Origin of the sequence: Halopseudomonas sp. Lyrl_26 (assembly GCF_051948695.1) — a bacterium.
Lineage (GTDB): Bacteria > Pseudomonadota > Gammaproteobacteria > Pseudomonadales > Pseudomonadaceae > Halopseudomonas > Halopseudomonas formosensis.
In genome coordinates, this window is sequence record NZ_JAYJLH010000010.1 from 33431 (window position 1) to 57839 (window position 24409).

A 24409-nucleotide genomic window follows, 5' to 3' on the forward strand; every position below is an offset into this window, starting at 1 on the left:
TGACTTACATCACTCGCCAACTTAGTTGGTGGTGTTGGAAGTACCGTTCTCTTCCAGACCGTTGATGCCATCACTGTAAGTGGTGGAGGTCATGTTAACCAGAGTACCGTTGCTGCTGCGTACCAGGCCCAGGGCTTCACAGCTCGGGAAGGCGCCTTGCAGAACGATGCGGCTGCGGCCGGAAGTTTCAGCGAACTCAGGCAGAACGTCGCCCAGGTATACGCCAGTGGACTGGCCAGCGTTAGTGTGGAACACCGCAGTAGCGTGTGCGTCCAGGTTGCTCAGCACCTCAGCACCTACGTCAACTTGCTCGCCATCTTCAGTCCAAACATAGGCGTTAACCTGACCTTCCAAGTTGGAGGTGTTGGTGAAGCGGATGAAGGCGTTATCGGCAGCGTTAACGTTCGGCAGGTTGAACAGAGTTACCTGACAGCCGTTACGCAGCACACGCTCCATATCCAGCACATCGCGGGATTCGGTGTAGCGAGCGCTGAAGTAGTCAACGTTCAGCTCCGCAGACAGGGAAACCTCCGGCAGAACCGCAGTGTTGGCAGCGGGCTTAACAGCACAGAGGTTGTGCGGCTTCGCCAGAACAGCAGTGTTGTTAAAAGTGATATCCACTACACCCGGGGCAGCTGCAGTAGCAGATCCTGAACCAGAGATGGCACCACTTCCGTCACACGCAACACCAGTATAGCCGGTAGAGGTGGTATCTTGCAGCTGGAAGGTACCGTAGGGACGCAGATCCACGCCGCCGGCGGAGCTCAGAACCAAGCTGATTTCGTCACCACCGGTGAAATCAAACAGAGTGCCATCTTCTTTGCCTGCATCGCGTGCAAAGGCAGCAGCATACCCCTGATTGTTGCGATCAATGGTCAGAGTACCCAGATTAATAACGTTAACGCCAGGGGAGTTGAAATCGGCAGCGGAAGCTACGCCGGTGCTGGCGGTGAACAGAAGCTGACCATCAGCCACGTTAATGCGTGCACGATTCGGTTTAGCGGCAGTATAGCCGGTCGGCGCACCATTCAGAATGACACCGTCGATAGACTGGATGACCACAGTCGGGCCAGCGTTATCAACAGGGCTGGTCGCGAGGCTGTTATCCTGACGCACTTCCAAGGAAGCATTAACAGTGCGCACCTGCCGGTCGCCTTGGCGCTCCAGAGAAGACTTCAGCTGTTGAACTTTCAAACCAGAGATCTTGATATCGTCCAGCGCCAGACCAGCAGCGGTCAGAGTAATGGTGATCTGGTTATCATTGTTGGTACCACCGGCGCTAACAGTTGCGTTAGTTGCGTCCAGGGGGGTTCCGCCAACAGTAATGTTAATGTTTTGCGAAGCCCAAGCAGCCGGATCGTCGTACACTTCACCAAAAATGGTAGCGCCGCCCAGAGTCAGCTTAATGGTGGACTGACCTGCAACGGACACCTCACCAGCCAGGTCACCGCCGTTGGTAGCGGCATCGAAGCCGATGGTCGGCAGCTGAACAATGGTAGTTTCCGAACCGTTACCAAAAATTTCATTTGCCAAGGTAGTCGGCGCAGGGACATCCAGATTAAATGTAGCTGCAGTCGCACCAAAAGACACAGACGCCACAGCGGCGGCCAGTGCGGTCTTCATCAGCAGAGAGTTAACTTTCATTATGTCTTCCTTTATTGACTTGCGTAAATTTACGTCTTTTGGTCCGTAGACCCCTAGGAAACGCAAAGCCTGACCGAGATCAGGCCCTGCGAATATAGAGGATTTGTCGTTTGAAAGGTGCTTCGATACTGCCAACCGCACTCACGCCAGAATCCTGTTGTTCTCAGTATTTCCGTAACCCTGTTAGTTCTTCTATATCCTGATGGTGAACATCATAATGAGATTTTGCCCCTGTGCAAGAGCTTTCCTGATTTTTTGGAGGAGCTGGGCAGCGTCACACTCCTGTCAGCTGCTTCTGTTACGGGGGCACTCTCAGCGGACGTTACGCTTAGGAGCCGCCAGGAGCCGCCTTCCCATGCGCGTTGATAGCCGTAGTGGTTCATTTCTGGATCGCGCCCTTGTACAACGGATATTGTTGCGTATTGTCCTGATTCAACAGGCGCAGCTGGTCGCGGAACGCGCTGCTTATCGCTTCCGCCTGGTCCGAATTGCGTACGCGATAAGGCACTACCATCACCATCAGCTCCGTGCGTTCCGCATTGGTGTTATCCATACGGAAGAGATGCCCCAGTACGGGCAGGTCACCCAGCCAGGGCGTTCGGGAATCCCCTTTGCTCTGGTTGGTGGAGATCAAACCGCCCAGCAACACTGAGCCGCCGTCCTGCAGACTCAGACGCGTATCCACGTTACGGGTCAGGATCATGGGCGAGTCGATGGTGCTCGTGGTGTTGGGCTGCGCCTGACTGACCTCCTGCTGGATCTCCAGGTCGATACGCCCGTCGGAGTAAACCCGGGGCAGCACGGTCAGCTGCACCCCCGTCTTGCGGAACTGTATTTCCTGAAGAATGGAGCTGTTACCATCCACAGTATCGGACCCGGTGCTCTGCCGGCTGATTATCGGCACCTCGTTACCCACGGTGACGGAAGCCGACTCGCCACTGCGCACAAGAATGCGAGGGGTCTGGAGAATATTGACCTGGTTGCTGCTGGCGAAAGCATTGAGGGCAATACGGGTATTTCCCGAACCACTGATGGAGGTCCACACCAGCCCGCCAGCACCCAGCCCACTCCCGGGGGCTCCATCTCCAAAGACGTTACTTACCGCCCCCTTGGCGCCCGCGGCGGATATCTCGTTCAGCGCCCACTCCACACCGAAGCTGAAGGTATCGGTAAGGGTAACCTCCGCCACTATGACCTCCACCAGCACCTGATCAGGCGCCACGTCCAGCTCGCGGATAAGCGGCAGCATCCGCTGCCATTCACCCGGCGCGCCACGGAAAAGGAGCATGTTACGCGCCTCGTTCACCACGAAGCTGCCCTGGGAGGTGATATTGCTTCTGACCGCAGCGGTTTGCGCGCTGTTACCCTGACTGCCCGCCTGCTCATCGCTGCGCCCCTGCAGACGGCGATCGTCGGCGCTCTCGCTCAAGCCCGGGCCGGCACCGCCACTGAGAATCGAGTTGAGCGTCTGGGCCAGCTCCTGCGCGGGGGTGTTCCTGACTGCGTACCAGTAGACATTGGATTCACCGGTTGCACTGGCGGGCGGCACCTGATCCAGTTCCTGAGCCCACCGGCGCACGATACCCAGCAGCTCCTGGGTTGGCGCAAAGACAAAGAGAGCACCCAGGTTATCGATGGCTACCAACTGGATATTATTACCGGAAGTCCCGATATCATAACCTTGAGCACCCAGCGTCTGGGTCAGGCGTTCAGCCATATCCTTGGCGGGGGTGAACTCAGGGTTGATGCGCAACACATTCGCGCCGCGTAACAACGGCTGATCAAGACTGTTAAGCACCTCACTGGCTTGCTGAACCGCGCTGGAGGGGCCTTGCAGCCGAACAGCATTGATCCGGTTCTCGCGCTCGATGGTCAGCTCCCGCTGCTCACTGAAGATGGAACGCAGCATGGCGTAGGCATCAGCCGGGCTGATTGCCTCCAGGCTGCGAATATAGACAACCGGCCGATGGCTTTCCGGCACGTTCGGCAGGGCTGCACCGGTCAGCAGCAGTGGCGGCTCTTCGCTGGCCGTGCCACGCCCAATAACAAACCGCAGGTACTCGTCGCTACGCACCAGATTGACCCCGTAGCTGTTGAGAATTTCACGGCCCAGTTGATATACGTAAGCCTTGTTACGCGGCGAACTGATTCGCACTGTTACCAGATCATTCTTCTCGGAAAGTTGCGGATCAATCTGGAAATCCAACCCCAGGATGTTGCCGAACACTTCGTTGATAAAGGCGGAGAGTGGCAAGTTGCTGACATTGAGCAGAATATCCTCGACGCCGTCCTCGGGGAACAGCTGATCGGGTGCCGGCCTGATTGCGGTGCCCTGTGTGGGCTTCACCGTTGGCCCGCGGCTGAATCTGGCTGGCTTCTCCGGCTCGCCCATCTCTTCCTGGGCAAGCTGCCCCTGGCTGTCGTCCGCTCCCAGATCTTTCGGAAGTTGCATAGGCGCTGGTGGCTGCAGATCCTGAGGAGTGAGCAGGGAGCAGGCGCTGAGTCCTGCCCCCAGCAGCATGACCAGAGCCAACCCCGGCAAGGGGCTTGAGCCAGCCGAACGGATAAGCTGCAGGCTGCGAGCAATGGGACGCAAGCTGAGGCTTGGTGTTATGAACATATGACTATGGCTCCGTGACGGATTCAGCTACGGGGTACAACGGCACGATGAGGGGGTCGTGTCCCTGTTGCACTAATTGGACGCGGTCAGCCCAGATCTGGCCGATCTGCCAAGGGGTGTCGGGTAGCACATCACCGCTGCGCAACTCCAGCGGCAACGGTGGGTTCCCGTCGGTTTCTGTCGGTTGGGCAAAAAGCAGGACCCAGCCACCACGTCGGATGATGCCCTGCAGCTGGCGCTGGATGTGCTTGCTAAGCGCTTGTACGGCAGCTTCAGAAGAGCCAGCCGCGCCTTTGCTTTCAGCGTCAGCGGCTGCATCCTGATCGGCGGGCTTCTCGACGGGCTGCCCCCACTGCCCACCCTGCAACAGTTGATGCCGGACGTCGGCGCCGGCCGCCAGCGGCTCCAGAGCCTCCCAGCTGGCATCCTGGGCGACCAGCTCATTTTGCGGCGGAATGGCCCGCCAGGCCACCGCAACCAGATTGACCCCCACAAGCACCAGCAGGGGCACGACAAGGGACTTGAGTCTGTCAATGGGCAACATCAGGACTCCTCGCCGATGATGAACCATGCATGCAGCCCGATCCGGTAAAGATGGCGCCTTGCATTGGTACGATTGACGCTATCGTGTTCGATGATCAGCCGGGGAGTATGTTGAGCAAGGTCGTGCATCAGGTCCTGCCAGGCGCCGGGCTGGTAGTCACCATTGACGTCGGCCCGCACCTGAAGAAGATCGCCCTGCTCGTTCAGCAAGCTGGTGACGTTGATGCGTATGGCACTCAAACCATGACGGTTGAGCGCCTGCTGCAGCAGGTCTCGCAGTTGAGCCTGCGCCTGGCCTTCGCTGGCGGCATGCCAGAGTTGCTGTTTGAGCTCCTGCAATGCGGCCTGCGTCTGTTCGGCATGCTGCTGCCAATGTTGCTCCTGGCTGAGTTGCTGCACATCGCCCAGACGCTGCCATTGCCGCTGGGCGTCCTGGCGGGCCTGACTCTGTATTTGATGCAGATGCTGCAGCACGCTGAACAACAGGATCAACACAACCACGGCAGCAAGAAGCCGCAGGCGCGGGTTGGCCTGCCATTGCTGACGGAGCTGGCGCCATTGGCGCTGCAGATCAGTCTTCATGAGCAACCCCCTCGGGCCAGGGTAGCGGCGGCTGTAACTGCACCGTGAGACGGTACTGGTTGGCGCGCGGGCCGGGCTGTGCCTGAACATCCCGCACACCCTCCCCACGCAAGGCGTTGACCATGCTCAGCGTGCTGTCACTGGAGGTTTCAATGGTGATCTCTGCGTGAAGATCCTGACGCGACCAATTGATAACCTCGAACTCGGCTACCGTAGCCAGGCGCTCGGTAATCAACTGCTGGACGTGCAGGGGGTCAACACCGTCAAGCAAGGGTGTCAATCGCCGGTACTGACTTGCAGCCTCACGGGCGCGGGCGCGCTGGTCCAACACTTCGCCCAGTTGCTGCTCCAGCTCATCATGTTGCTTCTGATAGCTGCTGGCCTGCCAATGCCATTGTGCAAGAGCGGTCAGCTGCAAGCTGACCAACAGAACAAAACCAAAGGCAGCCCAACGCAGAACACCGCCCGGCTGCTGCGCCAGGCCTTGCAGGGGGCTGACACGCACAGCGGGCCACGGCTGAGCCAGCAACTGCGGTTGTTGCGGCTCTACAGCGGCTGCGGGAGGCAAGCCCTGGGATCGGACGAACCATTGCTGCTGGACGTGGCTCGGGGCGCTCGCATACCATTGACTCCCCCGCAGGCGACCCTGATGCCAGCACTGCAGGTCATATCCCTGGGCGCACTGGTAGAGGTAGATACCATCCGAACCGGGTTGCTGCCAGAAAACCGGCTCAGCATGAGCAGCAATACCCGGAGGACTGTCTGGCGGAGCGGGCCAGAACCAGAGCTGTGCATACCCCTGATGCCAGGCGACCTGATAGCACGGTTCAGGCCAGGGGCTGCGGCTGGCGATCTGATACTTGAGAGCGTCCGCTCGCTTGCCCGCAGGCAGGTGGCGCAGGTCCAGACACAGGTACTGGCACCAGTCGCGACCAATCACCTGCTCAGCAAAAAGGCTGCTAGTGCCATGCTCATGCCAACGCCCGCCCCGATAGAAGCGGCGCGGGCGTCTCAGGCGTTGCAGCCATGGTTCAAGCCGATACTGAAGGTGAGTGATCACGCGGGAGCGATCCTTGCTGAGACACTGATTCTTGCGGACGGCCGAGTATAGTTGATTTTTGCGGAAAGCAGTTAACCCATGAGCTTCTCGTGGACAATCCGCTGCAGGTACTGCCCATAGCCGTTTTTGAGCAGAGGCTGAGCCAACTGCTGCAGCTGGCCGGCGCTGATCCAGCCCTTACGGTAGGCAATTTCTTCTGGACAGGATACCTTCAGGCCCTGGCGCTGCTCCAGGGTAGCGATGAACTTGCTGGCATCAAGCAGGGACTCGTGAGTACCGGTATCCAGCCAGGCGTAGCCTCGCCCCATGATCTCCACATTGAGGTTACCCTGCTCCAGATAGAGACGATTGAGATCGGTTATTTCCAGCTCACCCCGAACGGACGGCTTGACTTGCCTGGCCAGCTCTACCACATGGTGGTCGTAAAAATACAGACCGGTGACGGCGTAACTGGATTTGGGCTGCGCAGGTTTTTCTTCCAAGCTGAGCACTCTACCCTGTTGATCGAACTCAGCCACCCCGTAGCGTTCAGGGTCGTGGACGTGATAGGCGAAGATACTGGCGCCTTCTGCGCGGGCCATGGCGTTGTCCAACAACAGCTGAAAATCGTGCCCATAGAAGATATTATCGCCCAGCACCAGTGCGCTGGGATGTCCTCCAAGAAACTCCTCAGCAATCAGGAATGCCTGGGCCAGGCCGTCCGGGGACGGTTGTATCGCGTAGCTGAGATTCAGCCCCCATTGCTGACCATCACCCAGCAACTGCTCAAAACGCGGAGTATCCTGAGGGGTGCTGATAATCAGAATGTCGCGAATGCCTGCCAACATCAGTGTGCTGAGCGGATAATAGATCATCGGCTTGTCAAATACCGGTAGCAGTTGTTTGCTGATGGACAGTGTCGCCGGATGCAGACGGGTGCCGGAGCCACCCGCAAGAATAATGCCCTTGCGGGGCTTGGGAGCAGCAGTGTTCATATCAGTTGTTCCAGAATGTGGTCCACACCTTCGGTCCAATCGGGCAGGCACACATTGAAGGTTTCCTGCAATTTCCTGGTGGACAGGCGGGAGTTCAGTGGGCGTCTGGCAGGTGTGGGGTAGCCACTGGTGGCTATCGGCCGAATGGCATCAGCAGCCACTTGTATAGGTTTGCCGGCGGCTCGCGCATACTCAATGATGTGACTTGCGTACTGATGCCAGTTGGTCTCTCCACTGGCTGTCAGATGATAAAGACCATAAGGAAAATTGCGAGGGGCGCCCTGGCTGTATTGGCGCAGCAAATGAGCCGTGATATCAGCCAGCAACGCGGCAGAAGTCGGGGCTCCCCATTGATCAGATACTATATCAAGCTGCCGCTTCTCAGCAGCCAAGCGCAACATGGTTTTGGCGAAGTTATGGCCATGAGTACCGACTACCCAGCTGGTGCGCAGAATCAGGTGCCGCGGATTGGCCCTGGCAACAGCCTGCTCACCTGCCAATTTGCTGGCGCCATATATATTCAGCGGGGCAGGTGTGTCGATTTCACTGTACTCACCCTCCACTTTGCCGCCATCAAATACATAGTCGGTGGAGTAGTGCACGATGAGAGCACCAAGGCTTGCCGCTTCTTCAGCGAGAGCACCCGGCCCTTCAGCGTTGATGGCATGCGCCCGCTGCGGTTCACTTTCAGCTTTATCTACCGAGGTATAGGCCGCTGCATTGACGATGATTGCCGGCCGTATTTCACGTACCCAATGACGGATCGCATGCGGGCTGGCCAGGTTGCATGCCTGCGAGTCGAGCGCAATCACTTCTGCCAGCGGGGCCAGAGCACGGCGCAGCTCAAATCCCAGCTGACCATTTCTGCCGGTCAGAAGAATTTTCACACTCGCCCCTCATAATTCTGACTTACCCAGTCTCGGTAGGCACCGCTTTGGACACGCTCGACCCATTGGGGGTTATCCAGATACCAGAGGATGGTTTTGCGAATACCGGTTTCGAAGGTTTCGGCAGGCGTCCAACCCAACTCTCGTTCGAGCTTGCGGGCATCAATGGCATAACGGCGATCATGTCCCGGTCGATCGGCCACATGGGTAATTTGCTGAATATAACTGCCCTCATCTGCTCTGGGACACAGTTCATCAAGCAAATTACAGACATTGTGAACGACTTCCAGATTGGTTTTTTCGTTCCAGCCACCGACGTTATATACCTCGCCAGGAATGCCAGCCTCCAGGACCCGGCGGATCGCGCTGCAGTGGTCCGTGACATATAGCCAGTCACGCACTTGCCGTCCGTCACCATAGACAGGTAAAGGCCTACCGGCCAGCGCATTAACGATCAATAGAGGAATAAGCTTTTCCGGGAAATGGTAAGGCCCATAGTTATTGCTGCAGTTGGTAGTCAGCACCGGCAACCCGTAGGTGTGGTACCAGGCACGGACGAGGTGATCGCTGGCAGCCTTGCTCGCGGAGTAAGGACTATTGGGCTCATATCGATGGGTTTCCGAAAAAGCCGGCTCGCCGGGCTCCAGCGAGCCATAAACCTCATCAGTGCTCACATGCAAAAAGCGAAACTCCTGCCGCCGTGGTCCATCCAGACGACTCCAGTAGCCGCGCGCCGAATCCAAAAGGGTAAAGGTGCCCATGATGTTGGTCTGAATGAAATCTCTGGGGCCATGGATGGAGCGGTCCACATGGCTTTCAGCCGCAAAGTTGATAAGCGCCCGCGGCTGGTACTGCTCGAGCAGACGATCAATCTGGCGCTGATCAGCAATATCCCCCTGCACGAATATGTGACGACTATCATTTTTCAGGCTGGCAAGATTTTCCAGGTTACCTGCGTAAGTAAGTTTATCGAGGTTGATGACAGGTTCATCATGGTGCTTAAGCCAGTCGAGTACAAAATTACTGCCAATAAAACCGGCACCACCAGTTACAAGTATGCTCACAATCAGATTTTCCGAAAAATAGCAGCCAGCACCAGCCCAATATTATCCATCAGCGTTTGTCGGTATACGCCGCTGCGTTTGAGCAGTAGCAGACGCATGGGCAACAGACGCTGGCGAGCGCTCGCAAACAGTTTGAGAGTCCTGAGGTTTCTACTGGTCAGCCTGGCCTGGTGTTCGCCCAACGCCTGAATATTAAGACTATTCCAGTCCTTGTAACGACCCTTGAACATCTGGTGAATTCGCGCAAGCCGCGCAGGCCATGAGTTGTTCGCACCGATGAGATTATCCTTATGTTGTCGGTAACGCACACTTGGCAGCGGGTCGTAATACACCTGCCCTCCGCAGCCAGAGATAATGATATACGCCCACCAGTCATGCGATACCACGACTGTATCTATGGACGTTTCAGCCAGAAGCCGGCACGCCGCCTGATTGAACACCATGGTGTTGCCACCGCCTATGTTCTGCATCAGAGCATTGGCAAAACATGGTTCCCTGCCAAATAACATGGACATACCAATGTCCCGGTTGTCTGGACTGACCAGTTGAGTGCGCCCGCAATAGAGCGCTGGTGTATGCGGTGGAACACTCTCCAGCCATCGCAGGGCGCGCTCAAGCTTATCGGCATGCCAGATGTCATCCTGATCCGACCATGCGTAAAACTCTGCCTGGCCCTGGGCAAGGCGCGTCACCGCCATGAAGTTCTCCACATAACCTCTGGCCGGACCGGTGACAACCTGAACCCGCCCAGGAGACCACCGTTGTTGATAATCATCAAGAATATCGCAAGTTCGATCGCTGGATTGATCGTCAGATACAATCAGAAACCAGTTCTTCCAGGTCTGCTCTGCGTAAGAGTCCAGCTGTTCTTTCAGAAAGGCTTCACCATTATGAGTGCATAGCAGGATGGCGGTTCTTGACCTGTTTGGCTCAGCAATCGAACTCATTTTTATCCTGGAAGATCATCATACTGCCTTTTGTGCGCCTTAGGCCAAGCTGGACCTGAGATGCCTACCGGGCAGGCATGCTCTGCGAGGGTAGCGATACTACTCAGACGTGCCTGGGCGTTACAAGCCTTGACAGGATGATGGCAAGGCCGGTTTGACGAATGGTAGCATGGATGTAAAAGCGGAACATAGCCGCGCGAAGCGGTTTCCGAGGGTGCCCATAGCCTTCACAGTTGTCTTCCATCTCGCCAGCGCTGATCGAGATGGAAGGCAGCCCTGCGCGCACCGCTCGCGTAACGCAAAGCAGTTACAGAGCAGCCAGCCGCTCCCGAGCCGCCTGATACTCGCGCTGCAGACGGGCAATCAGATCGGCTGCCGGCACCACCTTCTTCACCGCGCCCACCCCCTGCCCGGCGCCCCAGATGTCCTTCCAGGCCTTGGCCTTGGTATTGCCGCCGGAGCCGAAGTTCATCTTTGACGGATCGGACTCGGGCAAGGCTTCCGGGTCCAGACCGCTGTTGACGATGCTCTGGCGCAGATAGTTGCCGTGCACGCCGGTGAACAGGTTCGAATAGACGATATCCGAGGCGGTACTCTCGACGATCATGTCCTTGTAGGCCTGCGCGGCGTTGGCTTCCTCGGTGGCAATGAAGGCCGAGCCGATATAGGCCAGATCGGCGCCCGCCGCCTGCGCGGCCAGAATCGCGTTGCCATTGGAGATGGCACCGGACAGCAGCAGCGGGCCATCGAACCACTCACGGATCTCATGGATCAAGGCAAAGGGTGACAGGGTCCCGGCGTGACCACCGGCACCGGCAGCCACGGCGATGAGGCCATCCGCTCCCTTTTCGATCGCCTTTCTGGCATAGAAGTTGTTGATCACGTCATGCAGCACTATGCCGCCATAGGAATGCACCGCCTCGTTGACATCCTCCCGGGCGCCCAGGGAGGTAATGACAATGGGCACCTTGTATTTGACGCACAGCTCCAGGTCCTGCTGCAGCCGGTCGTTGGACTTGTGCACTATCTGATTGACCGCAAAGGGTGCTGCCGGCTTGTCGGGATTGGCCTGGTTGTATTCATCCAGCTCCCGGGTGATGCGCTGCAGCCACTGCTCGAACACCTCCACTGGACGGGCGTTGAGCGAGGGGAAAGAGCCGACCACGCCCGCCTTGCACTGCGCCAGCACCAGATCGGGATTGGAAATGATGAACAGCGGCGAGCCGACCACGGGAATGGACAGGCGGCCCTTGAGCAGATCGGGCAGAGACATGCGAACTCCAGAATCAGGAAGGGGAAACAGGATATGCAATCAGTTGCATAAGCTAGCAAACACGGCGGTTTGATTGCAATCAGGCGCCCTGCCCCGCACGGCGCCCCGATCGACGGAGCCCGCGCATGACCGCCTTCTCCAGTTCCGCAGCGACGAATATCAGTAATCCGGCCCCCAGTATCCGCAGCCATTGAGCCCCGGTCAGTGCCGCCGAACCGAACAGGGTCTGCAATGCGGGCAGGTAGGTGTAGAGCAGTTGCAGCAGGACACAAGCCGTCACCGCCAGCAGCACATGGGGATTGCCCAGCAGGCCTTCGCGGCCGAGCACCGGGCCGAGGACATGCCGGCTGTTGAACAGGTAGAACATCTCCGCCACCACCACCATGTTGACCGCCACCGTACGGGCCGTGGCGACATCCACCCCCTGCTCCAGCTCCCAGAGAAACAGCCCCAGGGCGCCCGCCATCATCAGCACCGAGATGAACAATACCCGCCAGATGAAGAAGGGGCTGAGCAGCGCCTGACCCGGTGGTCGCGGCAGCCGTCGCATGATGCCCGGCTCCGCCGGCTCGAAGGCCAGTGCCAGCCCCAGAGCACCGGCGGTGACCATGTTGATCCACAGCACCTGCGCCGGCGTCATCGGCAGGGTCAGGCCGAAGAGGATGGCCGCCAGCACCACCAGGGACTCGCCGCCGTTGGTCGGCAGCATGAAAAGGATGAATTTCCTCAGGTTGTCGTAAACCCCACGCCCCTCGCGCACGGCCCGGGCTATGGTCGAGAAGTTGTCATCGGTGAGCACCATGTCCGCCGCCTCACGGGCAACCTCCGTGCCCTTGCGACCCATGGCGATGCCGACATCGGCTCGTTTCAGCGCCGGGGCGTCGTTGACGCCGTCCCCGGTCATCGCCACTACCTCGCCCAGTTCCTGCAGGGCCTGGACCAGACGCAGTTTCTGTTCCGGGCTGGCCCGGGCGAAGACGTCCACTTCCCGCACCACCCGGCGCAGCTCGGTCTCGTCCATCAGCGCCAGTTCGGCGCCGGTCACGGCCGGCTTGCCGACCCCGATATTCAGCAACGCCCCCACTGCCCGCGCCGTCTCGGCATGGTCGCCGGTGATCATCTTCACGCGGATGCCGGCGCCCTGACAGTCGGCCACGGCCTGGATCGCCTCCTCCCGGGGCGGATCCATGATGCCGACCAGGGCCAGCATGGCGAAGCCGCCCTGCACATCAGCCAAACCCAGTTGCCCACCCGCGGGTTCGCCCTGCCTGCCGGCCATCGCCAGCAGGCGCAGGCCACGGGCAGCCAGATCGTTGGACATGCGCCGCCAGTAGTCCGGATCCAGCGGTTGCCTGCCGTCGGCCGCCAGCTGCGCGTCACACATCTCCAGAATGCGCTCGGGTGCGCCCTTGACGAAGATCCAGGGCGAACCGTCGGGATCGCGATGCCAGGTTGCCATGAACCTGTGCTGCGACTCGAACGGAATGCAGCCCAGCCGCGGCCATTGCTGCTGCAGCTGCTGATGCTCGTACCCGGCCTTGGCGCCCAGCGCCAGCAGGGCTCCCTCGGTGGGGTCACCCTCGATCTGCCAGCTGTCCTGCTGCTGAAACAGGCGGGCATCATTGCACAGCACCGCCGCCCGCAGCGCCATCACCAGCTCCGAGCGCGCGGCGGGCTCCAGTGTCTGTCCATCCATCCTGAACCCACCATGGGGCTCGTAGCCCGCGCCATCGACCTCGATCACCTGATCACTGCATATCACCCGCTGGACCGTCATCTCGTTGCGGGTCAGGGTACCGGTCTTGTCGGAGCAGATCACGGTCACCGAGCCCAGGGTCTCGACCGCAGGCAGATGTCGCACTATGGCATGGCGCCGGGCCATGCGCTGCACGCCCAGCGCCAGGGTTACTGTGAGAATCGCCGGCAGTCCCTCGGGGATGGCGGAGGCGGCCAGGGCGACCACCATCATGAACATGTCGGCGGCGGCATAACCACGCATCAGGGTGCCGAACAGGAAGGTCACCAGGCAGAAACCGAGAATCGCCAGTGCCAGCATACGGGCGAAATGATCGACCTGGCGCATCAGCGGGGTACGCAGCTGGTCGATACCGGACAGCATGTGATTGATTCGGCCCAGTTCAGTGGTCGCCCCCGTGGCCACCACCCAGCCCCGGGCCTGCCCATACACCACCAGGGTGCCAGAATAGGCCATACCGAATCGGTCGCCCAATGGCGCATCCCGGCCTACCGTCTCAGCGGACTTGTCCACCGGCACCGACTCCCCGGTCAACGCCGCTTCATCCACCCTGAGGTCGTTGACCTGGAACAACCGCAGATCCGCCGGCACCCGGTCTCCGGAGGTCAGCAGTACCACATCCCCGGGCACCAGTTCGGCGGCATCCAGCTCCTGCCGCCGACCATCGCGCAGAACCGTGGCCCGGCTGGACAGCAGGGAGCGGATGGAATCCAGCGCCGATTCGGCACGACCTTCCTGGATGAAGCCGATGATCCCGTTGATCAGTACGGCGGCCAGCAGAACCGCCGTGTCCAGCCAGTGCCCGAGCACCGCGGTGATGAGTGCCGCGGCCAGCATCACGTAGATCAGCAGATTATGGAATTGCAGGGCGAACCGCAGCAGCGGGCCGCGGCGCCGCGGCGGGGCCAGACGGTTCGGCCCGTACCTTTCCAGGCGCCGGGCGGCCTCTTCACTGCTCAGTCCGCTGCTGTCGGAGGCCAGCTGCCGCCCGACCACCTCCGGGGGGGAGGCATGCCATGAAGCCTGTTGCTTGGTATCGGACATATCTGCGTCCCTGGCTGGTGGAGTACAAGTAGAGGATATCCCATCGCTCGGAACAATTCGCACCCGGGGCGGGTGCTCCTACCGAGGACGCGGCGGCCCGTTCAATACCCGGGAACCGCATCGCACGCGAACGGCCAACCCTACCAATAAGGCGGCGCACCCCGTTCAATGTAGGAGCACCGCCCCGGGTGCGAAGGCCCGAGCACGAAATGCCCCCCCATGCGGGCAACCCTACCATAGCGGCGACAACCCCATTCGACGTAGGAGCACCCGCCCCGGGTGCGAAGGACCGGGCACGACATTACCCCCGTAGGAGCAACCCTACCAACGTGGCGGCACCGTTCAATGTAGGAGCACCGCCCCGGGTGCGAAGGACCGGGCACGACATTACCCCCGTAGGAGCAACCCTACCAACGTGGCGGCACCGTTCAATGTAGGAGCACCGTCCCGGTGCGAAAGGCCGGGGCACGACATGACCCTCGTAGGAGCAACCCCCAATGAGGCAGCACCCCGTTCAATGTACGAGCACCGCCCCCGGTGCGAAAGGGCCGGGCAGGAAATGCCCCTTCAAACGGGCAACCCTACCAAAGAGGCAGCCCCCCTTCGATGTAGGAGCACCCGCCCCGGGTGCGAAGGGGTCCGGCACCAAATCCCCCCGGCGGCGTCCAATATCCCTGCCCGATTGACCTGGATCAATTCCATTCAATTTATATGGTTATATAACCCATAGCACAAGCCATAACAAGAACGTAACCCCGGGACAGGGTTACGCCAGGACAGGGATATCAGGAGCCTCTCATGACACTTTCATTGGTCTGGTCTCCGGAGTTCGAGACCGGGATAGACATCATCGATTCGCAGCACCGCCAGCTGTTCGATTATCTGGAGCAGGTGGAGGAAGCCATACAGGCCGAGGATCCCTCCCGGGTCGAGGAGGTTGCCCGGGGGCTCGTTCATTACGCCATATCCCACAACACCTTCGAGGAATCGCTGATGGCCAAGGCCGGCTATCCGATGCTGGAGGCCCATTCAAAAATACACGAATCCTTCAAGGAGAGGGCCCACAGCTACCTCAAGCAGATCGATGACGGCGCCGACCCCATGCGGGTAGCCCGGGAGGTGCGGGTGTATCTCGGACTGTGGCTGATCAATCACATCAAGCGGGAGGACAGGCACTACGTACCCTATGTGAAGAAAAGCCTGGATCGCGGCTTTGCCGCCAGGATGATCAGCAGGATATTCGGCTGAGCCACGTCCCCCGGCGGCGCACACACCGGGGGACGGCTGCCGGCTGACGCGGGGTCAGCGCTTCTTGTCGCGACGCTTCTTCTCGGCCTTCTTGTGGTGACTCATCAATCGCCGCTTCTTGTTTACCTGACGCTCGGAAAGCTTGTTCTTATTCTCCGCATAGGGGTTGTCGCTGCCCTTGTACTCGACCCGCACCGGCGTACCGGCCAGCTTGAACACCTTGCGATAGACGTTCTCCAGATAGCGCGTATAGGAGCGCGGTACCGAATCGACCTGATTGCCGTGGATGACGATGATCGGCGGATTGGAGCCCCCCAGGTGCGCGTAGCGCAGCTTGATACGACGGCCGTTGACCAGGGGCGGCTGGTGTTCGGCCACCGCGGCTTCCAGCACCTCGGTCATGCGCTTGGTGGGGATCTTCATCATGGCGCTGTCGTAGGCCTTGTCCACCGACTTGTAGAGCAGACCGACGCCGCTGCCGTGCAGGGCCGAGATGAAGTGCTGGTCGGCAAACTGGGTGAAGCTCAGGCGCCGCTCCAGCTCGGTCTTGACGTACTCCTTCTCCCCGGGCTCCATGCCATCCCACTTGTTGATGGCAATGACCAGTGCACGACCGGCCTCCAACACGAAGCCCAGCAGATGCAGGTCCTGCTCGACTATGCCTTCGCGGGCGTCGACCACGAAGATCACCACGTTGGCGTCCTGGATCGCCTGCAGGGTCTTGATCACCGAGAATTTCTCGATGGCCTCAAACACCTTGCCGCGGCGGCGTACACCGGCGGTGTCGATCAGGGTATAGGGCTTGCCATGGCGCTCGTAGGGAATGTAGATGCTGTCCCGGGTGGTGCCGGCCTGGTCAAACACCACCACCCGCTCCTCGCCGAGCATGCGGTTGACCAGGGTCGACTTGCCGACGTTGGGCCGGCCGATCACCGCGATCCTGGTGCCGATCGGCGTTACCGGCGGGCGCTCGATCGGATTGCCCTCTTCGTCCAGCTCGGGCTGGGCCTGGATATCACCCTCGACCAGCACGGCTTCGAGCATGGGGTTGATATTGCGGCCGTGGGCGGCGGCAATGCCGATGGGCGCGCCCAGCCCCAGGGGGGCGAACTCGCCGATGATGGAGTCCGGATCAGCCCCGTCAATCTTGTTGGCGATCAGAAACGTATGCTTGTCACGCTTGCGCAGGTGTTCGGCGATCATCTCGTCACCGGCGGTGCGACCGGCGCGGGCATCGACGAGGAAGAGAACGGCATCCGCCTCCTCGATGGCCTGCAGCGACTGGCCGGCCATCAGGGTGTCGATACCGTTCTCGTCGCCGGTCAGGCCACCGGTATCCACCACGATAAAGGGCCTGCCCTGCCAGACGGCTTCGCCGTACTGACGGTCCCGGGTCAATCCGGGCATGTCGGCCACAATCGCGTCCCGACTTCTGGTCAGACGGTTGAAGAGTGTGGACTTGCCGACGTTCGGCCGCCCCACCAGGGCAATAACAGGAACCATGCTTACTCCGCGCACCACGGGTGCGTAACAAAAACAAAAAGGCCGCTGCTCCTGGATTGAACAGCGGCCGCAAATTATAACCTGTTTCGGGCTCAGCGCAGCTGGTAGGCCGCCAGATCGCCGCTATTCCCGTAAACATACAGGGTGCCGCTGCGGGAGATCGGTGTCGCCCGCACGCCCTTGCTGTCCACCCGCACCCGGCCGACCAGACGTCCATCGGTCTGCGCCAGCAGATGCAGGTAACCTTCGAAGTCAGCCACGGCGACATAGCTGCTGAAGACCACAGGCGCGGTCAGTTGACGACGCAGCAGCTGTTCGTTGGTCCACAGCGGAGTAGCACGATTCTGGTCGTAGGCCTGGACACCGCCGTCGGCCCGGCTCAGATAGACACTGCCGAAGCCGACCGCCGGGCCGCCATGGCTGGAGGCCGGACGCTGCCAGCGGATGCCACCGGACTCCGCGTCGATCGCCACCAGACTGCCCTGGTAGGTAGCGGCGTAGAGGGTATCGTCATCCAGCAGCAGCTGACCATCGATGTCCACCATGCGCTCGAGTTCAGAACGGCCCTGGGGCTGCGCGATCCGCTGCTCCCATACCGGCAGGCCGTTGCGCGCATCCAGCGCGACCACCCGACCGCTGGCCAGACCGGCGTAGACCCGGTGCAGAGTGACCACTGGGGTGCTGTGACCGCGCACTGTCAGTACCGGCAGGCTGGACTCGTAGATCCAGCGCTGCTCTCCGGTACTGATATCCAGGGCCACCAGTTTGTCATCCTGGCTCTGCACCACGACGATATCGCCGTTGGTCTGCGGCGGTGCCAGCACCTCACTGGAGACCTGGGTACGCCACAGCTCACTGCCGTCATTCTCATCCAGAGTGATCATGGCGCCGTTGAGGGTACCGACCATGACCCGGCCGCCACCAGCACCTACCGCACCGGACAGGGGCTCCTTGAGCTTGACCTGCCAGTTGACCTTGCCGGTATCCCGATCCATGGACACGACCCGGCCATTGGCATCGGCGGCGTAGAGCGTCAGGCCATCCAGTGCCGGCTGCAGGTTGGTATACAGCTCGCCCTGACCGACTCCGATATTGCGTTTCCAGACCCGCTCCAGTTCCACTTCGGCGGCGATCTTTTCCAGTTCGGCCGGCGGCTGCTCCTTCTTTGAGGAGCCCCCGCATCCGACCAGCAGCAGCGCGGCCAGGCCGACGGCGAAGGTTTGGGTAATCAGCTTCAAGAGGCTTCCTCCGCCAGATCATCAAGTTTGAGCTGCAGCTGCGGGCGATTGCGGCGGTCACCGGTCGCCTCCAGGGCTGCCTGGTAGGCCTGCCGCGCATCCGCGGTGCGACCCAGACTCTGCAGCAGGTCACCACGTACTTCCTCGCGACCGGCCAGCAGTTCACCGGATACGCTGCCGGAGAACAGCTCGAGCGCCTCCTCGGCACGATCCAGCTGCCCCAGGACCCGGGCCAGACGCTGACGGGCGATTTCCTGCAGCGCCTTGTCATCGGCCTGCTCGACCACTTCGCGCAAGAGCGACTCGGCGGCGGCGAAATCCTCCGCCTCGACCGCCAGGCGCGCCTGCATCAGTGCAGCAAAGGCTGCATAGGTAGTGCCGGCGTAATCGTTGCGCAGTTGCTCTGCCAGTTCGGCGCCGCGGGCGCGGTTGGCCTCGCTGTCATCCTGCAGCACGCTTTCGAGCATGCTCTGATAGATGGCGGAGGCATTCAGGGCCTTGTTCTCCTGGTGGTTGTTCCAGGCATTCCAACCGAACACCCCGGCCAGTGCCAGCACCACACCGGTCAATACCGGCGCACCATGGCGCTGCCAGACGTCCTTGATGCGTTCAATCTGTTCTTCTTCCGTCTGGTAACTCACCCTGCTCTCCTTTCTACCGCGTTCTTGGCGCGTCAGCTGTTGTTCGTTGTCATTTATAACAGGTTGGCCAGGTGCTGCGGCACCTCGGACCAGGCCAGATTCAGTTGCTCGCCATCCTCACGCAGCGGCTTGAGCCCCACCTGACCGGCGGCGGCTTCGGCTTCGCCGAGGATCAGCGCATACAGGGCGCCCGACTTGTCGGCCTTCTTGAACTGGCTCTTGAAACTGCCGCCGCCACAATGCACTACCAGACGCAGGTCAGGCAAGGCATCACGCAACTGTTCCGCCAGCCGGAGCGCGGCCTGCTGGGTACCCTCGCCCAGGGTGACCAGATAGACATCCACCTGGCGGGCCAGTTCGGCGGGCACCTTGCCAAGGGTCTCGATCAGCAGCAGCAGACGCTCCATGCCCATGGCGAAACCCACCGCGGGCGCGGGCTTGCCGCCCAGTTGCTGGACCAGCCCATCATAGCGGCCGCCGGCGCAGACGGTACCCTGGGCGCCGAGACGATCGGTAACCCATTCGAAAACCGTCAGGCCGTAGTAGTCCAGCCCGCGCACCAGACGCGGGTTGATCACATAGGGAACACCGGCGGCATCCAGCAGGGCGCGCAGGCCCTCGAAGTGGGTGCGGGCATCGTCGCTCAGGTAATCGGCCAGTTTAGGCGCATCCACCAGCAGCGCCTGGGTATCCGGGTTCTTGCTGTCGAGTACCCGCAACGGATTGGTTTCCAGTCGGCGCTGGCTGTCCTCGTCGAGCTGGTCGAAGCGGGCCCGCAGATAGGCCACCAGCTCCTCGCGGTAGCGTGCACGATCCTCGCTGGTGCCCAGACTGTTCAGCTCCAGAGTCACCGCCTCGGCCAGGCCCAGACGCTGCCACAGACGCCAGCTGAGCACGATGAGCTCGGCGTCGATGTCCGGCCCGGTCAGGTTGAAGGCTTCCACCCCGATCTGGTGGAACTGGCGGTAACGCCCCTTCTGCGGACGCTCATGGCGGAACATCGGCCCGGTGTACCAGACCTTGTGGCTGACGCCACCGCCGAGCAGGCCGTGCTCGAGCATGGCCCGCACGCAACCGGCGGTGCCCTCGGGGCGCAGGGTCAGCGAATCGCCATTGCGATCGGCAAAGGTGTACATCTCCTTCTCGACGATATCCGTCACCTCACCGATGGAACGCTTGAACAGCTCGGTGGGCTCGACGATCGGCAGACGGATCTGCTGGTAGCCATAGCCGGCCAGCAGGTGCGCCACGGTGGACTCCAGATACTGCCACAGTGCGCTGTCGCCCGGCAGGATATCGTTCATGCCGCGCACGGCTTGCAGGTTCTTCAAAATTGCACTTCCTTCGAATTCAGGCTGTCAGCCCCGGGCTATGGTGTTGTCGTCCTGGGCCTTCTTCGCGGCAACCTTGTCGCGGATCAGCCGCTCGAGCCGATCCACCAGATTGTCATTGGTCACTTTCTCGCTGGGCGCACCATCCACATAGACCAGATTGTTCGGCGAGCCGCCGGCCAGACCGATATCGGCTTCCTTGGCTTCGCCCGGTCCGTTGACCACGCAGCCGATGACGGCCACGTCCATGGGTACCAGTACGTCCTCCAGGCGCGACTCCAGCTCGTTCATGGTCTTGACCACGTCGAAGTTCTGCCGGGAGCAACTGGGACAGGCGATGAAGTTGATGCCGCGCGAGCGCAGACGCAGAGACTTGAGAATGTCGAAGCCGACGCGGATCTCTTCCACCGGGTCCGCCGCCAGGGAGATGCGGATGGTGTCACCGATGCCCTCGGCCAGCAGCATGCCCAGGCCCACCGCGGATTTGACGGTACCGGACCGCAGGCCGCCGGCTTCGGTGATGCCCAGGTGCAGGGGCTGCTCGATCTGCTGGGCCAGCAGGCGGTAGGCGCCGACGGCCATGAACACGTCGGAGGCCTTGACGCTGACCTTGAAGTCCTGGAAATCGAGCCGGTCGAAATGCTCGACATGGCGCAGGGCCGATTCCAGCAGGGCCTCGGGGGTCGGCTCGCCGTACTTCTTCTGCAGGTCCTTTTCCAGGGAGCCGGCGTTGACGCCGATGCGGATCGGAATTCCGTGATGCCGCGCCGCATCCACCACCTGACGGATCCGGTCCTCGCGACCTATGTTGCCGGGGTTGATACGCAGGCAGTCGACACCCAGGTCGGCGACGCGCAGGGCAATCTTGTAGTCGAAGTGGATATCGGCCACCAGCGGGATCTTCACCTGCTGACGGATCTGGCCGAATGCTTCGGCCGCCTCCATGGTCGGCACCGATACCCGCACGATATCCGCTCCCACCGCCTCCAGCTGACGAATCTGCCCCACGGTGGCGGCGACGTCACAGGTGTCGGTGTTGGTCATGCTCTGCACCGAGATGGGCGCATCGCCGCCAACCAGAACCGAGCCGACGCGGATCTGGCGGGATTTTCTTCGTTTCACCGGGGATTCGTGATGCATGTATACCTCTTACTGGCCCAGGCGCAGGCGTGCCACACCCGATTGACGGTTGGCATTGAGCTGCACCGGCTGGCCCTTGTAGTCAATGGTCGATACCGCATCCGCTGCGCCTATGACCAGATCCAGCGGACCGGACTGATCGATGTTGAGAGTCTGCCCGGGACCCATCTGCCCGCTGTGCAGGATGCGGCCGCCGGGGACGCTGACCTGGACCCAGCAGTTGGCCGAGAAAGTGATGACCAGGCCGTTGCCCGATGCTGCGGGCGATTGCTCCGCCGGCTGGGTGACAGCAGCGGAGGTCTCAGGCTCAGCGGTGACGGGTTCGGCCGGCACGCCGGCTGGGGCGGCTTCGGCCACCGGTTCGGCGGCCGGCTCGTCCCCGGCCTGCTCCTGCTCGGTGATCTGCGCCGCAGCATCCTCGGACAGCAGCTGGCTGCTGTCGTCAGCTTCATTGTCACCCTGCTCCCGGAAGCTCTCCGGCAGCACCATGGAGTCTACCTGCACATCTTCGAGCAGGTCCTGCACCGTGTTCGAGTCCGGGGGCAGCGGCGCCTGGCGGCTGTCGTTCCACCACCACAGACCCAGCGCCAGCATGCCGGCGACAATCACCAGAGTACTGATCCCCATGATCACCCGGCCGATGCGCCGCGGCGCTTCTATGCTGCCGATACTGGTAACCCGGGTATCCCGGCCTTCACTGCCGGTATAGCGATCGTAGTGCCTGGCCAGAGTGCCGGGATCGAGTTTCAGCAGCCGCGCGTAGGTGCGGATGTAACCCCGGGTGAAGGTATCACCGGGCAGGCGGTCGAAGCGGCCTGCTTCCAGATAGCCGAGGGTGGTTTTCGACAGGTGCAGGTGGGCGGCGACCTCTTCGGTACTGAAACCGACACGCTCACGCTCGCGGCGCAGCAATTCACCCGGGTTGCTGATCTGTGCGTTTTCCAGTTCTTCCACAGTCATCGGGCAGACTCCGACTCGGCCAGCGCCCGCGCTTCCGGCGTTGCCGGGTACAGGCGCCGCAGCTGAAGCGCGTAGCTGGCCGCACGATTGTGATCATTGAAGCGCCGGGCCAGCTGCACGCCCAGCCACAGGCTGGAGGCATTCTGCGCCGACAACTGGGTGAAGCTAAGGTAGTAATTCCAGGCAGGCACGTAGTTCTCGCTCTCGAATTCGATGCGAGCCATCTCGAGCAGGGCCAGGGGCTGACGGCTGTTCAGGCGCAGGGCCCGCTCGAAGCTCGCGCGCGCCTCCTCCGGCCGGTCCAGTTTCTGATAGGTCAGACCCAGGTTCTCGAACACCCGAGAGCGCTCGCCATAGAAGGTGTCTTCCGACGCCTTGGTAAAATAGGTCAGCGCCTCGCTGTAACGCTGCTGTTCCAGGAGGAAGGCGCCGTAGTTGTTCAGGATCCGCGCATTGTTCGGGGCGACGCCCAGAGCGGAGCGGAAATGCTGCTCGGCGGACTTGACCTCCCCTTCCTGCTGGAAGACCAGGGCCAGCGCGACATGAGCCGCCTCGGAGCGGGAGTCCAGTTTCAGGGCCTCGCGCAGGGGCGCCTTGGCCCGTTCGGTTTCGCCCTTCTGCAGATAGCCCAGACCCAGCTGAATATAGGCATCCCTTGCTTCAACAGGATCAGCCTGACGACGCGGCTGGTCGGTGGTGGTCACACAGCCGACCAGCAACAGGCTGAGTAGTCCGATGGCGACAAAATGCTTTCTCATCACGCTCGTTCCTCGATTGGATGTCAATTGCGACTTGTCGGCTGCACCACCCCAGGCTGCTCGTCAGCAAGCTGGCGTACTGCGATGTAGCGTTCACTGCGCCGGGTTCTGTCCATAACCTGGCCGACCAGCTGTCCGCAGGCTGCATCGATATCATCCCCCCGGGTGGTACGCACGGTCACGTTGTAGCCGGCGTTATGCAGCATGTCCTGGAAGCGGCGGATGGCATTGTTGCTTGGCCGCTCGTACCCGGAATAGGGGAAGGGATTGAAGGGTATCAGGTTGATCTTGCAGGGTGTTTCGCGCAGCAGCTCGATCAGCTGCTGTGCATGTTCCGGCTGGTCGTTCACATCCTTGAGCAGGGTGTACTCGATGGTCAGGTAGCGCTTTTCGCCCAGCCCGGCGATGTATCTGTTGCACGCCGGCAGCAGCACGGCGAGCGGGTATTTCTTGTTCAGCGGCACCAGCTGATTGCGCAGCTCGTCGTTGGGCGCGTGCAGCGACAGGGCCAGGGCCACGTCGGTCACCTCACCCAGCTTCTCGATCATCGGGACCACACCCGAGGTCGAGAGCGTCACCTTGCGCTTGGAAATGCCATAGCCCAGATCGTCCATCATCAGCGTCATGGCATCGACCACGTTGTCGAAGTTGAGCAGGGGCTCGCCCATGCCCATCATCACTACGTTGGTGATCGCCCGGTCGATCTTGGCCGGTACGGTGCCGAAGGACTTGTTGGCGATCCACACCTGGCCGATGATCTCGGCGGCGGTCAGGTCGCTGTTGAAGCCCTGCTTGCCGGTGGAGCAGAAACTGCAGTCCAGCGCGCAGCCGGCCTGGGAGGATACACAGAGGGTGCCCCGCCCGTTCTGCGGAATGTACACGGTTTCCACGCAGCTGCCGGACGCGACACGCACCACCCACTTGCGGGTGCCGTCCTTGGAAATGTCCTCACTGACCACCTCGGGACCGCGAATCTCGGCGCGGGCCTTGAGCTTTTCCCTCAGGGCCTTGCCGAGATTGGTCATGTCGTCGAAGTTGTCGACACCGAAGTGATGTATCCACTTCATGACCTGTCCGGCACGGAAACGCTTTTCTCCGAGCTCCTCGAAGAACGCTTCCAGCTTGGCCTGGGTCAGGCCGAGCAGATTTACCTTTGCAGTATCAGTCATTGCGATACATCACTCATCTGGTGTCTG

General features: G+C 61.0%; 20 protein-coding genes. 2 read left to right on the forward strand and 18 right to left on the reverse strand.

Annotated features, from left to right (window positions below; translation table 11 throughout):
- Positions 1-21: 21 nt before the first annotated feature.
- The 4 genes from VF673_RS11830 to VF673_RS11845 all read right to left on the reverse strand — a co-directional run bounded on the left by VF673_RS11830 (position 22) and on the right by VF673_RS11845 (position 5389).
- Positions 22-1644: a hypothetical protein gene (locus VF673_RS11830; RefSeq protein ID WP_440292091.1), complete on the reverse strand. Its 1623-nt coding sequence runs from the start codon at positions 1642-1644 to the stop codon at positions 22-24.
- A gap of 379 nt (positions 1645-2023) precedes the next feature.
- Entirely contained in the window at positions 2024-4264 is a 2241-nt protein-coding gene (locus tag VF673_RS11835) for a secretin N-terminal domain-containing protein (protein ID WP_440292092.1), read from the reverse strand.
- A gap of 4 nt (positions 4265-4268) precedes the next feature.
- Complete coding sequence (locus tag VF673_RS11840; RefSeq protein ID WP_440292093.1) at positions 4269-4808, reverse strand: hypothetical protein; 540 nt, start codon at positions 4806-4808, stop codon at positions 4269-4271.
- Positions 4808-5389, reverse strand: a complete 582-nt coding sequence (locus VF673_RS11845; RefSeq protein ID WP_440292094.1) for a GspMb/PilO family protein — start codon at positions 5387-5389, stop codon at positions 4808-4810. Before VF673_RS11845 ends, VF673_RS11840 begins: the two co-directional genes overlap by 1 nt.
- A 166-nt stretch (positions 5390-5555) precedes the next feature.
- On the opposite strand from VF673_RS11845, the gene VF673_RS11850 reads away from it, so the two are divergent.
- Positions 5556-6500, forward strand: a complete 945-nt coding sequence (locus VF673_RS11850) for a hypothetical protein (protein ID WP_440292095.1) — start codon at positions 5556-5558, stop codon at positions 6498-6500.
- A 20-nt stretch (positions 6501-6520) separates the two neighbouring features.
- Here VF673_RS11850 and rfbA read toward each other — a convergent pair whose 3' ends face one another.
- The 6 genes from rfbA to VF673_RS11880 form a co-directional block, all read right to left on the reverse strand.
- Entirely contained in the window at positions 6521-7423 is a 903-nt protein-coding gene (gene rfbA, locus VF673_RS11855) for a glucose-1-phosphate thymidylyltransferase RfbA (protein WP_440292096.1), read from the reverse strand.
- Positions 7420-8310, reverse strand: coding sequence for a dTDP-4-dehydrorhamnose reductase (rfbD, locus tag VF673_RS11860; RefSeq protein WP_440292097.1), 891 nt, complete (start codon positions 8308-8310; stop codon positions 7420-7422). Before rfbD ends, rfbA begins: the two co-directional genes overlap by 4 nt.
- Positions 8307-9374 (reverse strand): dTDP-glucose 4,6-dehydratase, encoded by a 1068-nt coding sequence (gene rfbB / locus VF673_RS11865; protein WP_440292098.1) that lies wholly within the window; start codon positions 9372-9374, stop codon positions 8307-8309. Before rfbB ends, rfbD begins: the two co-directional genes overlap by 4 nt.
- A 2-nt stretch (positions 9375-9376) precedes the next feature.
- Positions 9377-10321 (reverse strand): glycosyltransferase family 2 protein, encoded by a 945-nt coding sequence (locus VF673_RS11870; RefSeq protein ID WP_440292099.1) that lies wholly within the window; start codon positions 10319-10321, stop codon positions 9377-9379.
- A 307-nt stretch (positions 10322-10628) separates the two neighbouring features.
- Positions 10629-11594, reverse strand: coding sequence for an NAD(P)H-dependent flavin oxidoreductase (locus tag VF673_RS11875; RefSeq protein ID WP_440292100.1), 966 nt, complete (start codon positions 11592-11594; stop codon positions 10629-10631).
- Between the two features lie 79 nt (positions 11595-11673).
- Positions 11674-14394 carry a cation-transporting P-type ATPase gene (locus VF673_RS11880; RefSeq protein WP_440292101.1) on the reverse strand — a complete coding sequence of 907 codons (2721 nt, stop codon included), beginning with the start codon at positions 14392-14394 and terminating at the stop codon, positions 11674-11676.
- Positions 14395-15192: 798 nt separating this feature from the next.
- Here VF673_RS11880 and VF673_RS11885 point away from each other — a divergent pair.
- Positions 15193-15642, forward strand: a complete 450-nt coding sequence (locus VF673_RS11885) for a bacteriohemerythrin (RefSeq protein ID WP_440292102.1) — start codon at positions 15193-15195, stop codon at positions 15640-15642.
- Between the two features lie 54 nt (positions 15643-15696).
- Here VF673_RS11885 and der read toward each other — a convergent pair whose 3' ends face one another.
- From der to rlmN, 8 genes are all read right to left on the reverse strand, one after another.
- Entirely contained in the window at positions 15697-17145 is a 1449-nt protein-coding gene (der, locus tag VF673_RS11890; RefSeq protein WP_440292103.1) for a ribosome biogenesis GTPase Der, read from the reverse strand.
- A 92-nt stretch (positions 17146-17237) separates the two neighbouring features.
- Positions 17238-18377, reverse strand: coding sequence for an outer membrane protein assembly factor BamB (bamB, locus tag VF673_RS11895; RefSeq protein ID WP_440292130.1), 1140 nt, complete (start codon positions 18375-18377; stop codon positions 17238-17240).
- 2 nt (positions 18378-18379) lie between these two features.
- Entirely contained in the window at positions 18380-19024 is a 645-nt protein-coding gene (locus VF673_RS11900) for a YfgM family protein (RefSeq protein WP_177197888.1), read from the reverse strand.
- A gap of 53 nt (positions 19025-19077) precedes the next feature.
- Positions 19078-20358, reverse strand: coding sequence for a histidine--tRNA ligase (gene hisS, locus VF673_RS11905; RefSeq protein WP_090540969.1), 1281 nt, complete (start codon positions 20356-20358; stop codon positions 19078-19080).
- Positions 20359-20382: 24 nt separating this feature from the next.
- Positions 20383-21495, reverse strand: a complete 1113-nt coding sequence (ispG, locus tag VF673_RS11910) for a flavodoxin-dependent (E)-4-hydroxy-3-methylbut-2-enyl-diphosphate synthase (RefSeq protein ID WP_440292104.1) — start codon at positions 21493-21495, stop codon at positions 20383-20385.
- 9 nt (positions 21496-21504) lie between these two features.
- Positions 21505-22455 (reverse strand): RodZ domain-containing protein, encoded by a 951-nt coding sequence (locus VF673_RS11915; RefSeq protein WP_440292105.1) that lies wholly within the window; start codon positions 22453-22455, stop codon positions 21505-21507.
- Positions 22452-23213 carry a type IV pilus biogenesis/stability protein PilW gene (gene pilW, locus VF673_RS11920; protein WP_440292106.1) on the reverse strand — a complete coding sequence of 254 codons (762 nt, stop codon included), beginning with the start codon at positions 23211-23213 and terminating at the stop codon, positions 22452-22454. Before pilW ends, VF673_RS11915 begins: the two co-directional genes overlap by 4 nt.
- 23 nt (positions 23214-23236) lie before the next feature.
- Positions 23237-24382 (reverse strand): 23S rRNA (adenine(2503)-C(2))-methyltransferase RlmN, encoded by a 1146-nt coding sequence (gene rlmN / locus VF673_RS11925; RefSeq protein WP_440292107.1) that lies wholly within the window; start codon positions 24380-24382, stop codon positions 23237-23239.
- Positions 24383-24409 lie beyond the last annotated feature (27 nt).